Consider the following 12,698-nt stretch of genomic DNA (forward strand, 5'->3'; position numbering starts at 1 on the left):
AGGATCTCCCATGCTTGACGCAATTATCGCGGCGCTGATGCCGCACATCCTGCAACTGCTGGCGCTGGCGGTCACCGCGCTGGTCGGCTGGATCGCCGCCGAGGTCAAACGCCGCTTCGGTATCGAGATCGAGGCCCGTCACCGCGAGGCGCTGCATTCGGCGCTGATGACCGGCGCGCAGCTCGCGCTGGCGCGGCTGGGGGCAGGGGCGGGCCCCACGGCGCTGACACAGGCCGCCGTCGATTACGCCAGAGCCTCGGTGCCCGACGCGATCAGCAGGCTCGGCCCTTCGGCGCAGGTGCTGCAGGATCTGGCCGAGGCCAAGGTTTCGGCGCTGGCCGGCGTTTTGAAATGATAGAAGGGAGCCGGTTGGCTCCCTTCCCGTCTTATGCGACGCGCTCGATCTCGTTTCTGACAGCCTGGGCAAGAAAGGCGGACCGGTTCATCTGCAAGCGGTCTGCTGTTTCATCGACCGCTTCGAGAAGGCCCTGTTCCATGCTGATATTTGCGCGCACGGTCTTAGTGATACGGCGCACCAAGGGCACTTGAACGAGAAATGCGCCCTCGGCCAGATCTTCCTTCACCTCGCTCCGGATCGCCTCCAGATCGCGAGGATGGGGGGCTTCATGGCCGTCTGCAAAATAGTCATCAAGCGCCGCGATAGCATACGACATCAGGTCTTTCTCTTCATCTGCCGCTGCAAAGCAGTCAGGGACATCCGGAAAGGACACGCCATAAGCGCTACCCGGATCATGATGGACGATGGCCCAGTATTTCATTTCTCTTTCCTCTCTTTGCCGGAACGGCCCGTTTGTCCCTTGGCTGCCGACAGGCCGGATTAAATCCAGCCTGCCTGCTTTGCGATGTTGCGGGCGGTGCCTGTCGGCAAGTCCCGCTTTGGATGAGGGACGATCACCGTTCGATCTCCTTTCCTGAGCTTTGCATGCGATCCTCTTTGAGAAACCTCGATAAAGCCTTCGGATTTGAGCCGGTCGATGATCTTTCGGCTATTCCTTTCCATGTGTATTTATATACACACATTCCCCAATCTTCGCAAGTTTTTTGTGTATATAAATGCGCAAAAAACTTGGTGCGCGCCACAGAGCCTGCGTTCTGAAAGCGCCTGCGATGGCCGCCGCCGTGTGGCCGTTGAAACCTATGACCGTGCGCAATGACGCACACGCCAATAAACCCCTGAATAGGAGCATAATATCATGGCACGTTTCCCCTCACGTGGCGGCCCGCGCCCGCCCTTTGGCTATCCGCGTCCCATCCCGCGCCCAAGTATTCCGGGGCATTTCCTCGATCCTTTGAAGGCCGATGCCATTGTGCTGATCGGGGCGAGTCTGATGGATTATGGCGACGATAGCACCGAACAGGCCGCGTATATTCAGGCCGCGTTCCGGAACCTCGGCTATCGGGGTGTCCTCGATAACCGTGCCGTGCGCGGGGACCGGATGGCCCAGACGCAGACGCGGCTGGATGATGTGGCCGTGGATTATGCCAGCACGGCGCGCCGGGCGTTTGCTATGATGCACCGCCCCGGCAATGACATCACGGCGATGCGGCCTCTGGATGACACGCAGGGGGATTTCATCCGCACCGGCCTGTCCGGCATCACCGACCGGCTGAAGCGGATTGGCTTTGGCGGGTTTGCCGCGGCCAGTGTGACGAAGCGGTTCTACACGGCAGATCCGGCGGTGCTGTATAATGACCCTGCCACTGATGTGAATGGCTCGCTGCCCTATAACGAGGCCTATGTTATCCCGTGGATCGAAAAGGAAATGCCGCGTTACGCCTCGGATGGGGTGGCCAAGATCGATGCGTATGAATGGGTGAACGAGTCGCGCTGGATTGTGACCTATGGCGACAAAACCCATCTGGTGGCATCGGTCGAGCATATCTTCCCCGAGTGGTTGCTGTACCAGCTCAAGCGTCAGCACGACAACGACGTGCGGGCTGATGTGGCGGGTAAGTCCTTTGTGTTTCGCTGTGCGGCGGGGGATGATACCGCAGCGGCGGCGGTCGATGCGGTCACCTATGGCGGGGCGGTCAATGTCATCCCGAAGTTCCGCAGCTATATCACCGATCAGACGGGGGCGGTCTGCCCGCATTTCGCGGTGGATATCATCGGCGGGTCTATCCCGTCGAACCAAGGTGGTGGCGATGCGGCGATTATCTCCGACGCACGGCTGCAGGGGGCGGCAATGAATACGCATTACACCTATGCCTCTGCGGCGGAGAGCATCACGCGGCAGGCTTTCGTGCAGACGCGGCATATGGGCTTGCCGACTGGCGCGACCGGTCGGCTGACGCTGGCCGCGTCGCGTGCGGCCACTGGCACCGACCGGCGTGGGGATGTGGTGGTGAACGGCGCAACGGTCGGGGTGCTGGATGCAGCGACTAACGCAACATCGAACGAGCTGGCCAATATCCCCTTCGAGATTAGTGATGACGGGGTTTTGGATGTGAGAATCACGCCGAGCGCAGGGTCGAACTATGCCTATCAGACATCGTGGGCACTAGATTTCGACTGATGTAACCGAAAAGGGGAGCCGATTGGCTCCCCACACTCTGCACGCCTTAGGACATATGAACCCCATCTTGATAGCGCGGGCAGGTTAAGGGCTGGCTAATTCGTGGGGGGTGGGCTTTGGCCCTATCCGGACATTCATCGGGCCGATCTATGCGGCGATGCAGTTCACTGAACCAGACAATCGTGGCACTGTGCAGCATGCTCCGAATGCTCGACGTCCGGAATGCGGACGAAGCTGCCCTTTGCCGCAGGTACTTAGTTTTTACTGCACACGCGAGAGCGTTGGCGCGCAGGGCGAAAACCGGGCCTGCGCCGCAACCGCGCGCTCTAGATCTACAGTGGAAGTGAGTACATCTCGAGGCGCGTTTCCAGTGCCACTCGCAAAATAAAAATAATAAAGCTTGCCGTATGGTCCCAAACCAGTCATGCAGTAGGAGCTACGTTTCTTCTCTTCGACATGCTGTCTCCGTTCATTCGGTTCCGGTTCTCGACTTGGATCGACATTTGCCGGGTTGTCGCAATTTTGCGGGCAGCATAATCAAGGAGACCACGGATATGGCCAATGGCACCGTGAAATGGTTCAATTCCACTAAAGGCTTCGGCTTCATTCAGCCGGAAAATGGCAACAAGGATGTGTTCCTGCACATCTCTGCTGTTGAACGCGCAGGAATCTCGCGGCTTGAGGATGGTCAGAAGGTGACCTTCGACATCGAATCCGGTCGTGATGGTCGCGAGTCGGCCAGCAATCTTGAGCTTGCGTGAAGCACAAGTTCGACGATCTGTTCAAAGCAGTTCCGGTCCACGATCGTAAGGGCCGGACCGCAGGCGCCGCGACACGCACAGCAAGTACCGGCCCTGCCACCGCTCTGGATAAAACATCCAGCGCCGCCTGGGAAATCCTTGACGAAGAAGCCGAGATCCGCGCTCAGAAAACCGCACGCCTGAAGGCGGCGCGGGAGATGCAGAAGAAAGCCGCCCTCAAGGAATGACCCTCCGGTTCAGGTCGGCCCGAATGCCGACCTGTCCTCCGGTTTTCACAGTTCCACGACACCAGCGCATTGTCTCGATCTTCCGCAAAACTTGTGGCGGGATCTGTATAAGGAAACCCGCATGGGATATTCATCACCGAAGAAGCAACTGGATCTGAAAGCCTTTCTGAGTGAGCCCGCGAAACGGCACTACGGAGGCAAAGGCTACAGCTTCCACAGATCTGCAGCCCCCAAAGCTGCACCAGCCCCCCACAAAGACATATCGAAAGCACCGCATGATGCGGTCTCCTCGTCTGACGAAAAAGAAAATAAAAACTAGATGATAGAAATTCACTGGGGTCACCAGATGACCCTAATTGCACCGCATGATGGCGCTGTGGAACGGTTCAGCACGATCGAAAAAGCCCGTTACTGGCTTAAGCGCAAATGGCCCGCCGCCCATGCGACCAGAGAGTTGGCCCTGACAAAGATCGATGCGGCGATGGATTGCCTCGTTCCAGTAGAAGAGGCCCGCTGCGCCTTTCTGGCCGCAGCAACTTCGGCAGGGTTTATCTCCGTCAAAGACGCGTCTTGACCAAGCATCGAGAAAGCTGCGGGTTCGCAATGAAAGTTGCGTCAATAACGGGCGTTGGATCTGCACTATTAACCGTGGCCGACCAAACCACAAGCACTGCAGACCGGTATGACCGGTTCGGGTATGCTGCATAACTGGCAGCGTCCTGAGCGAACGGCGACTTGGGGCAGTCATTGGTGGCATGCCCCTTCTGCACTCGCGAAATGCTGTGCCGGCGGAATATGGTAGTTTGGGCTCAAACCGGTCATGCGGCGGCGCGGCAGCCCAATCAGCAGGCCGCACCGCTGTATCGACGTCTTTCGGCCCTGTCCGGACATTCATCTGGCGGGTGTACGCGGCGATGCAGTTCATTGAACCGGTCATTCGTGGTATTCTGCAGCATCACCCGGTTGCCCAGTTTCCGCAAAGCGGGACGAAGCGGACGGTCGCGAATATTGCGAGCACCTCGTGACACGGGCTAAGATAAAAATTGGGTAGGCTATCAAGAGAGTGATGATGCAGACGAGTATCCAGTCCGTCGTGGACGTCGTTGATCGCCTTGATCCCCCTGAGCATCGAAGGGGAAGTCTCCCAGATGACAACCTGATAAGGCGATACGAGGTAGCGACCGGCTTCACCTTCTCAGACGATTATAAAACGCTCTTGAAGCGTTCAAGCAACGCGTTCGTGGGGGCGTTCGACATCTTAGCATTAGATAGAGAAATGCTTGGAGCGCCAGGCGATCTACTTGCGGAGTTGGGCGATGCGAGGGCGGTCGGCGTCCCATCGGATTGGCTTCCGATCAGCACGGATAACGGCGATTATTATTGCTTGCTCGAGGATGGGTCGGTGCGATTTTGGAGCCATGATGGCGCGACAAATGAAGCGTGGCCATCGGTTGCCGCCTGGGCAGCAGAGGTATGGGTCGGCGGCAATTAAGCGTTTTTGCCAACCCAATAAGGCTGACCGTCCGCTTTGGGCTCAAACCGGTCATGCGGCGGCGCGGCAGCCCAATCAGCAGGCCGCACCGCTGTATCGACGTCTCCGGCCCTATCCGGACCTTCGCCAGAATGAGCTTCGTTGCGGCGCAGCTTCCCTAAAGCCGCCGTTCACATCATCATGGTAACATCGGGCCACTAATGGCGGTTGATCGCTGTGGCGATTTGCCCGACATCAAGCTACGAAAATGTTTGCCTAAGTCAGATCTCTGTGCCTACGCTGGATCATTCGTATCCAAAGGGCCCATTCATGTCTCTTTCTGACAATGCACTTTCCAAGATTTCATCACCCACGTCACCTCCGAAAACCAGTGCAGATATCGACCGCATCCAAAAGGGCGCGAACGATAGAAAGCGTGAGGTCTACTGGATCGGCTTTCTCGAAGGCGCCCTTTCATCTCACGCGATTGAGCCTGGTGAGGAGGCCGCAATCCTCGCTGAAGCCGACAAATTCGCGGAGTTTTTCGACGATCCTGATGCGTCGGACTTGGCTGAAGATATCCGCGCGCGATGCTTTTCCGGCCAAAATGACTTGATGGCAGCGTTGGAAGACGTAATCGCCGACAAAAGGGATGAGATCCAAGCCACAGCGCCCTACAGTGATCGTGACGAAGTAAACGAGTTCCTCGGGTTTTGCGCTGGTATCGTCTGTGATGGACTGATCCTCCCCGAAGAAGCCGACGCCATACTTTCAAGGATTAGGTCGAGCGACACGCTTACATCTTCGCCGGTATATCGTGATCTTTGGCGTGCGACCGAGGCCGCGATGGCAGACAGAGTGCTGAGCGCCGACGAGGCAGAGGAAATCCGGCAGTGGATCGCCTTGCTGGTCGGCGACGGTTACGTGGATACGGGTGTTCCGAACATTGGCAACACCGCACAGCTGGACGAACCGATTTTCGACCCGGCACTGATCGAGTTTGTAGGTAAGTGCTTTGTTCTGACAGGCCCCATGAGGATGGGTACCCGCAGCTTCATCATTGAGGAGATCGAACGTTGTGGCGGTGAGGTCGGGAAAACCGTCGTACGCCGAACAGATTATGTGGTTGTATCCTCGACTGCGTCAAAGAACTGGCGCACCACGCATTTCGGGACGAAGATCGAGCGGGCAAAAGAGCTGATCGTCGAGGGTTACAAGTTGCGGTTCGTTGCAGAACACGCCTTAGAGAAGGCAATCAAAATGTACGGGCAAGGGACTTGAACACCTTACAAGCACGGCCTCGGCTGCGCTGCCGTGGAGCAAAGGCCCTGAACTTCTTTTATTGCCAGCGTGCTGGATGCGCTTGGTGTCCGGCCCTGAGCCGTCACTCGCTTTTAGAAACAACGCTGCGTAATAGTTTTCCCGAACCGGCCATTCGTCGCATCTTGCAGCATAAAATACCGCAAGCTACCTTGGGGCGGTAGATAAAGTGCAGCTTTACGAAGGGCGAAAAAGTGCGGGTCAATTCAGCTGATCTATAGGCGCCACCTCGGCAGTGAAATGCGGTTTCTTCCGTCTGTCTTCGGGGGCGCAAATTCGTGCCGATACCGCTGACAAGTTAAAGCGCGCCTGTCTGTAGAGCATATCGGGTCGTTTGGGACCGACAAACGTTGAGGAATACCTTTTAACAATGCTGACTTTTGTGGAAATTCGCTCAGAAGCTTCATTTTCCGATACCGGTGTCCGGCTCGACGACCTTGGGCCTTGCAACGTCATTTTCGGACCTAATGGTTCGGGAAAATCGACCATCAGTCGAGTACTCGCCGATTTGAAGTCATATCCATCGTGCGCCAATGGATGGGCTTCAGGACCAAAAGAGGTGATTGTATTTAGTAGGGACTACATCGCCCGCAACTGTCACCCATCACAAGCGATGCCCGGCATCTACACTCTCGGTGGTGATGCCGATGCGGCGCGAGAGGTCGAGAAAAAAGAGGGCACCCGCGATCACGAACGCAAGAGATTAAATTCTGCAATAGAGCGCTTGCGGGCACAAGACGGCGAACCCGCTCTGAACGCTGAAAATGCGACCTTCAGCAGGAATATCTGGAATCTGCGGAGGGAGACGTGGACACAGTACAAATCCCTAACCTTCGCGGGCACATGGAGCGCTGAGGCTCGCTTCGCATCCGAGTATTATACGCGTGCTGAACAATGGAATGGAGAAGATCCACCACCTCTTACCGAGCTGCTCGGGCAGGCTCAGATTTTTTCAGACACCCCGCCGACGGTAGCTGAGCGCCTACCTCGTCCACCGAACCTTGCGAACAAAGAACCCATTCAAGATCGCCTACGTAAACCTCTTTTACCGGCGAGCGATCAGCCAATTGCTGAGTTGGTCGCCGAACTCGGATGCGCCGACTGGGTAAAAGCGGGGCTTCCGCTTTTGCAACAGTCTTCTGGCCGTTGTCCATTCTGTCAACAGAAAGTTGACCATTCTCTTTCCACTCGCATCGCTGCAATTTTTGATGCGACATACGAAAGTGGGATTGAAGCAATCCGTTGCGAGCGAGATATTTATACTAAAGATATCGAGGCGATTGCCAAATGGATTGGTGAGGTCGCTGGCTCACCACTTTTGGACGTTGATGCCGGTAAGGCATTTTCCACTTGGATAGAAATCCATCGGCGTAATCTCGAAGCTATCGATCGTAAGCTATCAGCTCCATCGTCCACAATCGATTTGGAAGCGGATATAGACGCTTTTTCGATGGTTCTGTCCTTCATAGATGCTGCTAATGTCAAGGCTGATCATCAGACCAACCTATCCAAAAACTTTGTTCGTGAACGCTCCGCATGGCAGGAGAATATCTGGTGCCGTTTCCTCTCAGACACGCGCTCTGACTATGCAGGTCACGTTGCGCGCCGACAACCGCTTCTTAAAAAGATCAATGGACTCGGTGATACAATCAAGCAATGCGAAGCCACCGTGGCGAAATTGGATGGCGAGATTGCGGAGCTTCGGCGTGGCATCTCTGGTATCGAGGCCACCGCCGCTGCAATCAATAACTTGCTTCGGCTCCAGGGGCATGCCAGCTTCCATCTTCGACCCACATCAGGAGATGGCACCTACTCTGTTCATCGAGCTGATGGATCGCCAACTGGGGACACCCTTTCGGAAGGAGAGAGGTCCTTCCTTGCCTTCGTGTATCTTTACTATCATTTGGCGGGCGACCACAACGACGCGGAGCAAAACACGGGGCGTGTTGTGGTGATCGACGATCCGATGACCAGTCAAGATGCCGCCGCAGTTCATACAGTCGCCGCTATGGTTCGAAAACTGTTCGAGGACGCGTGTACCTCGGGCGGTCGGATCTCTCAAGTCATTGTCTTGACACACAATGCACATTTCCATCACGAGATCAGTAGCTATTGGAAGGGTAAAGCTCCAGATCCAAAGCACTGGATCCTTCGTAAGCCCGCTGGAGTTTCGTCGGTAACGAGTCATGGGACGAATACTCCGATCATGACAGCCTATCGTGCGCTTTGGGACGAGGTAAATGATCCAGCGACAGTCCCAGTGGCTTTGTGTAATGCGATGCGGCGCATCTTGGAGCACTACTTCAAGTTTATCGGCGACAGAGATTGGATTTCAGGCCTCGACAACCTTGATGGAGCGGACGCCTTTGCATTCGGTGCACTTCGACGCTCTCTCAATGACGGGTCACATGGCTACCTTGGCGCGGAGGAATTCTACTTTGATGCAGATGCGGGCGAACGCCTTCGCAGTGTTTTCCGTCGCGTTTTTGAATTCCACGGACAGCGTTCACATTATGAGATGATGTGTGGTGACAGCAATCTGCTTGCGCCTGATATATAAGTGGAAATGCCCTTCTGGGCATGCAAACTTGTTAGAACTGCGGAGCGCTAAAAACTTCGATTTAGGGCAACCCTGAACGACTGCTTCCATTGTTTGGGGTCATCTGATTGGAAGCGCCGCGAAGGTCCGGTCTCCGCCCTTCTATACGGTGCTTGGCCTCGTGCTGCGGCGTGCACCGGTGATCACCGAGGTGCTGGTGTCAGCCAGTGCTTCACGTTGCTTGACTGCTACGAACAAAGCCTTACTCGCTGCCGTCCGAAGGCCGTTCCCATATTTACTATCTGTGCCTTGTTTGTTCTTGGGAACGATCTCCGCTAGTCAATTGATATAATTATAATTCACTTGAATTCAAAATCCGCTTCCGAGAGGAGTGCCGGTTCAAGTCCGGCCGCCCGTACCAACTTCAAAACATTGATGTTTTCGAGAGCGCGGCAGGGCCGTTATGCCTCTTGTTTTGTGGCTCTCAACAAATCTCTCAACATTCCTGTTTCGGGCCTGTTCTGTTCCAGCCTCAAATATCGCTCTTGTCGCGCATGGATTGCGCGATTTTGGCGCGCGCTTTCTGCCGGGCAGGGCCTGCATATTTCGCGACCATCGCTTTGGTCGTATGGCCCGAAACGGCCATGATCATATCGTCGTCAAGGCCGAGCGCACCGAGTTCAGCGCAAGCCGTATAGCGCAGACCGTGAAGGTCGTAATCCTCGGCCCCGATCTCCCGACGCACGGCGATCACGGCCTCATGCGCCGTCCGGTATTTGAGCGGCTTCCCATGGTCACCCCATGCACAGATCGTCAGGCCGATTCTCGGCGTCTTATCCAGAACGCTGCGCAGGTTCTGCGTCATAGGGATCCAGAGCCTGACGCCGGTCTTTCCCTGGCGGACCTTGATCCCACCATCCTCGATGTCATCCCACCTCATTTTGAGAACGTCACCGATCCGCTGGCCGGTCTGCAGGCACAGCTCGAAGATCAGGCGCGCTCTCGGTGGGGCTGCTTCCCTGAATTTCTCGACCATTGGCGTGGGCCACGCTTCGCGGGGTTTGGTCTCCGATTTGAGGAGCGAGACCCCTTTGACCGGATTGTCGTCGCGCCAGCCAAGATCGATCGCATGCTCGAAAAGGATTCGGGTCACCTGCACCGTGTAGTTGGCAAAGCGGACGGTATCGGCGTTGGCATCGCGCGCCCTGATCGCATCTTTTCGGCGATAGCCCTCGACGGGCAGGGCGCCGAGCTTGTCTCGGACCCAAGCTATGACCTTGTCGTAATCACGGCGGGTGCGCTCGGCCAGATTCCGGTAGCGCGGGCTACGCTCGTAAGACCGGCAAAGATCATCGAAGGTCCGCCCCCGGATCACAGGGGCCTCGGGTCCATTCAAGAGGCGAGCATATTCGAGCGCAAATTCCTTGGTGCCCGGAGCATGCTCCACTCTGACGGTGGGCAGGCCGCGGCGCTGGAAATACAGGACGCCCTTCTTGTTGTAGATATAGGCCGGTAGATCGCGTTTCATCGCTTAAGGTTCACCATGTCGAAGGGATCGCTGTTGATAGGCTGCTCGGCGGGCTTCACTTCTATCATGCCGTCCGGGCCGATGCGGACAGAAAACCCTTTGGTGACCCATTCGGAGACCGCCCGCCGTAAATCCGAGGGCCGGAATATGCTTTGATCCTGCTTTCCCATGTTGAAACCTCTCTTGTTAATGGGGGTGGGGGAAGTCTTCGCTGTCTAGCTTCTCATTGGGATCAATGGCAGCCATTGCACCTTTCCTCGTCAGCCAGAAGCGCACCGTGTTGATCCTGCTTTGCAGCTCCGTTCTCTCGGCAAAACCGAGATCCTTCATTTCTTCCCATGCGGTGAAATCACTATGCGGCCCATAGGGCGTAACGAAGCAATTCCGGTAGCTGGTATGGTTTCGATTGGGGAGGCCAAGTGCATGGCGCGCCAGCTTCTTTTGTGTACGCAAGCGCCATGCGGCAGGCGTGGCCGGTATGGCGGCGGCCATCGCGCTGGCGATAACCACGATCGCGCCTTGGGAGGGCAAAGAGCTGCGGGCTTACCGCGATATCGTGGGTATCCCGACAATCTGCTTTGGCGAGACCAAAGGCGTGAAGATGGGCGATGTGGCGACGGAGGCCGAGTGCCAGACGCAGCTTGCCAAGCGGGTCGCGCAGTTCGAGGCCGAGATCCGGCCTTGTCTGCCCGCCGACCTGCCGGAGCAGACTCGCGCGGCCTTCATCAGCGCGGCCTACAACATCGGATCGCATGGCTTCTGTGGGTCGAGCATGTCGCGTCGCGCCTTGGCTGGGGATCTGCGCGGGGCCTGCGATGCAATCCTGATGTGGAACAAGGCCAGAGTGAACGGCAAGCTGCAACCTGTGCGCGGCATGACAAACCGGCGCAAAGCGGAGCGTGATCTATGCCTGTCCGGTCTGTAATCGCGGGCACCGCCTTCCTGCTGATGATGGCGGCGAGCTTCGGGGCAGGGTGGCAGACGCAGGGCTGGCGGATGACCGCGCAGCTGGAAGCCAAACAGGCGGCATGGGATGCGGAGAAAGCCGCGGCGCTGCTCACAGAGCGTCTGTATTGACCCAGCTGAATCTGCTCAGGTTAAGCCGCTGATCTGAATGCCTCGACAGGCGTGCGCATTGCAAGGGCCTGATGAGGGCGGCGGTTGTTATAAAAGCTGATCCAGTCGCCGATGACGCGGGTCGCGTGCTGGATGCTCTCGAAGCGGTGCCGGTGAATGCACTGCTCCTTGAGTGTGCGGATCACGCGCTCGACCATTCCGTTCTGCTGCGGGCAGTGCGGCGTGATGAACTCCTGGCGCAGGCCATAGCTACGAACCAGAGCTGTGAAGTGGCGGCTGGTAAAAACGAGCCCGTTGTCTGACCTTAGCAGAAATCCCCGATCGACCCGACCGAGCGTGCCGAACCGGCTGATCAGGGCGTGCTCGAGCGCGGCACTGGCCGTGGTAGCCTTTCCTGAGCGAGACAGGTGCCAGCCCAACAGTTCGCGCGTGTGGCAGTCGATGACCAACGCCAGAGACGCCCAACCGTCCTTCCCGGTCCAGACCCGCGCCAGATCCGTCGACCACCTCTCGTTTGGCGCGGTGGCGACGGAGGGCACCGCCTCGATGCGCGGCCGCATGCCCACAGCGCGCTTGCGGACCTGCCAGCCCTTGAGCTGAAAGATCCGCTGCACCGTGTTCTTGTTGAAGCCAAGCAGCCACGCGACCGTGCGATAGCCAAAAGACGGCTCTTGTTCGATCAGCGCCTTGATAGGATCGGCGAAGGGAGGATCGATCTTCGGCGCGGCTTTGGTCGGTGTATAATAGACCGTCCGCCGTGGCACGCCGAACCAGGCGCAGAGCCTGGCGATCGAGACCGCTACACCATCGGCTAGCAGGCCCTCATGGAGCGTCCGGATCAATTGCCGTCCTCCGTTCGGCAGTGGCCTCGGACCAGTGGCGGCCTACTGCCTCACCATGAGGGCCTGCAGCTTTTTTCGAGCGCGCAGTTCCAGCATCGCCTCACCATAGGCTTCCTGCAGATCCTTCAGCTGCTTCTCGTATTGCTCGCGAATGTCGAGCGGGTTCGCGCGCAGGGAGTTCTCCATGCCCCGCTTTGCATCCTCGACCCAGCCTTCGATCTCGGAAGGCGTCAGGTCGAACGATCGGCTGGCTTCGGCCACCGTCGTTTTGCCTTGAATGATCTCGATGACCAGCGCCGTCTTCCGCTTGGCCGTCCAACGTTTGATGCTGTCGTCCATTGTCATACTCATTGCCACGTTCTCCTTTGTAGCATGAGCAGGATTTCAGTGGGTCAA

The 12,698-nt window shown here is 57.2% G+C and carries 17 protein-coding genes; 10 read left to right on the plus strand and 7 right to left on the minus strand.

All coding sequences use genetic code 11. The annotated features are described in order from the left end of the window. The first annotated feature begins 10 nt into the window (after positions 1–10). Entirely contained in the window at positions 11–355 is a 345-nt protein-coding gene (locus WDB88_RS07930) for a hypothetical protein (RefSeq protein WP_339107135.1), read from the plus strand. Positions 356–386: 31 nt separating this feature from the next. Here the strand turns inward: WDB88_RS07930 and WDB88_RS07935 are convergent, their stop codons facing one another. Next, a complete protein-coding gene (locus WDB88_RS07935; RefSeq protein ID WP_339107136.1) occupies positions 387–779 on the minus strand; it encodes a type II toxin-antitoxin system HicB family antitoxin in 393 nt (130 codons plus the stop codon). Between the two features lie 59 nt (positions 780–838). Next, positions 839–1,021 (minus strand): type II toxin-antitoxin system HicA family toxin, encoded by a 183-nt coding sequence (locus WDB88_RS07940; RefSeq protein ID WP_339107137.1) that lies wholly within the window; start codon positions 1,019–1,021, stop codon positions 839–841. A 193-nt stretch (positions 1,022–1,214) separates the two neighbouring features. Between WDB88_RS07940 and WDB88_RS07945 the strand changes: the two genes are divergently transcribed. The 7 genes from WDB88_RS07945 to WDB88_RS07975 all read left to right on the plus strand — a co-directional run bounded on the left by WDB88_RS07945 (position 1,215) and on the right by WDB88_RS07975 (position 8,876). Further along, positions 1,215–2,537, plus strand: a complete 1,323-nt coding sequence (locus tag WDB88_RS07945; protein WP_339107138.1) for a hypothetical protein — start codon at positions 1,215–1,217, stop codon at positions 2,535–2,537. A 554-nt stretch (positions 2,538–3,091) separates the two neighbouring features. Next, positions 3,092–3,298, plus strand: coding sequence for a cold-shock protein (locus WDB88_RS07950; protein ID WP_339107139.1), 207 nt, complete (start codon positions 3,092–3,094; stop codon positions 3,296–3,298). Beyond that, positions 3,295–3,525, plus strand: coding sequence for a hypothetical protein (locus WDB88_RS07955; protein ID WP_339107140.1), 231 nt, complete (start codon positions 3,295–3,297; stop codon positions 3,523–3,525). Before WDB88_RS07950 ends, WDB88_RS07955 begins: the two co-directional genes overlap by 4 nt. Before the next feature lie 346 nt (positions 3,526–3,871). Continuing rightward, complete coding sequence (locus WDB88_RS07960; RefSeq protein ID WP_339107141.1) at positions 3,872–4,099, plus strand: DUF982 domain-containing protein; 228 nt, start codon at positions 3,872–3,874, stop codon at positions 4,097–4,099. A gap of 492 nt (positions 4,100–4,591) precedes the next feature. Next, positions 4,592–5,017, plus strand: coding sequence for an SMI1/KNR4 family protein (locus tag WDB88_RS07965; RefSeq protein WP_339107142.1), 426 nt, complete (start codon positions 4,592–4,594; stop codon positions 5,015–5,017). Between the two features lie 309 nt (positions 5,018–5,326). Further along, on the plus strand, positions 5,327–6,277 hold the full coding sequence (locus WDB88_RS07970; protein WP_339107143.1) for a BRCT domain-containing protein: 951 nt from the start codon (positions 5,327–5,329) through the stop codon (positions 6,275–6,277). Positions 6,278–6,686: 409 nt separating this feature from the next. Next, positions 6,687–8,876, plus strand: coding sequence for an AAA family ATPase (locus WDB88_RS07975; RefSeq protein WP_339107144.1), 2,190 nt, complete (start codon positions 6,687–6,689; stop codon positions 8,874–8,876). Positions 8,877–9,387: 511 nt separating this feature from the next. Here the strand turns inward: WDB88_RS07975 and WDB88_RS07980 are convergent. From WDB88_RS07980 to WDB88_RS07990, 3 genes are read right to left on the minus strand one after another with little or no spacing between them, the layout of a single operon-like run. Then, positions 9,388–10,383 carry a tyrosine-type recombinase/integrase gene (locus WDB88_RS07980; protein ID WP_339107145.1) on the minus strand — a complete coding sequence of 332 codons (996 nt, stop codon included), beginning with the start codon at positions 10,381–10,383 and terminating at the stop codon, positions 9,388–9,390. Continuing rightward, complete coding sequence (locus WDB88_RS07985; RefSeq protein ID WP_339107146.1) at positions 10,380–10,553, minus strand: hypothetical protein; 174 nt, start codon at positions 10,551–10,553, stop codon at positions 10,380–10,382. The genes WDB88_RS07980 and WDB88_RS07985 overlap by 4 nt, the downstream gene beginning before the upstream one ends. Positions 10,554–10,569: 16 nt before the next feature. Further along, a complete protein-coding gene (locus WDB88_RS07990) occupies positions 10,570–10,893 on the minus strand; it encodes a hypothetical protein (RefSeq protein ID WP_339107147.1) in 324 nt (107 codons plus the stop codon). Here WDB88_RS07990 and WDB88_RS07995 point away from each other — a divergent pair. Beyond that, the gene (locus WDB88_RS07995; protein ID WP_339107148.1) at positions 10,862–11,308 is read left to right on the plus strand and encodes a lysozyme; all 447 of its coding nucleotides are present in this window, start codon (positions 10,862–10,864) and stop codon (positions 11,306–11,308) included. The two genes, WDB88_RS07990 and WDB88_RS07995, sit on opposite strands and share 32 nt — an antisense overlap. Then, on the plus strand, positions 11,290–11,460 hold the full coding sequence (locus WDB88_RS08000) for a hypothetical protein (RefSeq protein ID WP_339107149.1): 171 nt from the start codon (positions 11,290–11,292) through the stop codon (positions 11,458–11,460). Before WDB88_RS07995 ends, WDB88_RS08000 begins: the two co-directional genes overlap by 19 nt. Positions 11,461–11,480: 20 nt before the next feature. On the opposite strand, the gene WDB88_RS08005 is transcribed toward WDB88_RS08000, so the two are convergent. Together WDB88_RS08005 and WDB88_RS08010 are read right to left on the minus strand one after the other, a co-directional pair. Next, positions 11,481–12,302, minus strand: coding sequence for an IS3 family transposase (locus WDB88_RS08005; protein WP_339107150.1), 822 nt, complete (start codon positions 12,300–12,302; stop codon positions 11,481–11,483). Between the two features lie 42 nt (positions 12,303–12,344). Next, positions 12,345–12,653, minus strand: coding sequence for a DUF1153 domain-containing protein (locus tag WDB88_RS08010; protein ID WP_339107151.1), 309 nt, complete (start codon positions 12,651–12,653; stop codon positions 12,345–12,347). Between the last annotated feature and the right edge of the window lie 45 nt (positions 12,654–12,698).

The organism is Thioclava sp. GXIMD4216 (assembly GCF_037949285.1).
GTDB classification, from domain to species: domain Bacteria; phylum Pseudomonadota; class Alphaproteobacteria; order Rhodobacterales; family Rhodobacteraceae; genus Thioclava; species Thioclava litoralis.

What these genes read in the sequence shown, in the direction of transcription:
- WDB88_RS07935 (WP_339107136.1), bottom strand. Translation starts at nt 779, where the DNA reads ATGAAATACTGGGCCATCGTCCATCATGATCCGGGTAGCGCTTATGGC.
- WDB88_RS07995 (WP_339107148.1), top strand. Translation starts at nt 10,862, where the DNA reads ATGGCGGCGGCCATCGCGCTGGCGATAACCACGATCGCGCCTTGGGAG.
- WDB88_RS07950 (WP_339107139.1), top strand. Translation starts at nt 3,092, where the DNA reads ATGGCCAATGGCACCGTGAAATGGTTCAATTCCACTAAAGGCTTCGGC.
- WDB88_RS07965 (WP_339107142.1), top strand. Translation starts at nt 4,592, where the DNA reads ATGATGCAGACGAGTATCCAGTCCGTCGTGGACGTCGTTGATCGCCTT.
- WDB88_RS07980 (WP_339107145.1), bottom strand. Translation starts at nt 10,383, where the DNA reads ATGAAACGCGATCTACCGGCCTATATCTACAACAAGAAGGGCGTCCTG.
- WDB88_RS08000 (WP_339107149.1), top strand. Translation starts at nt 11,290, where the DNA reads ATGCCTGTCCGGTCTGTAATCGCGGGCACCGCCTTCCTGCTGATGATG.
- WDB88_RS07975 (WP_339107144.1), top strand. Translation starts at nt 6,687, where the DNA reads ATGCTGACTTTTGTGGAAATTCGCTCAGAAGCTTCATTTTCCGATACC.
- WDB88_RS07960 (WP_339107141.1), top strand. Translation starts at nt 3,872, where the DNA reads ATGACCCTAATTGCACCGCATGATGGCGCTGTGGAACGGTTCAGCACG.
- WDB88_RS07970 (WP_339107143.1), top strand. Translation starts at nt 5,327, where the DNA reads ATGTCTCTTTCTGACAATGCACTTTCCAAGATTTCATCACCCACGTCA.
- WDB88_RS07930 (WP_339107135.1), top strand. Translation starts at nt 11, where the DNA reads ATGCTTGACGCAATTATCGCGGCGCTGATGCCGCACATCCTGCAACTG.
- WDB88_RS07940 (WP_339107137.1), bottom strand. Translation starts at nt 1,021, where the DNA reads ATGGAAAGGAATAGCCGAAAGATCATCGACCGGCTCAAATCCGAAGGC.
- WDB88_RS07945 (WP_339107138.1), top strand. Translation starts at nt 1,215, where the DNA reads ATGGCACGTTTCCCCTCACGTGGCGGCCCGCGCCCGCCCTTTGGCTAT.
- WDB88_RS08010 (WP_339107151.1), bottom strand. Translation starts at nt 12,653, where the DNA reads ATGAGTATGACAATGGACGACAGCATCAAACGTTGGACGGCCAAGCGG.
- WDB88_RS07985 (WP_339107146.1), bottom strand. Translation starts at nt 10,553, where the DNA reads ATGGGAAAGCAGGATCAAAGCATATTCCGGCCCTCGGATTTACGGCGG.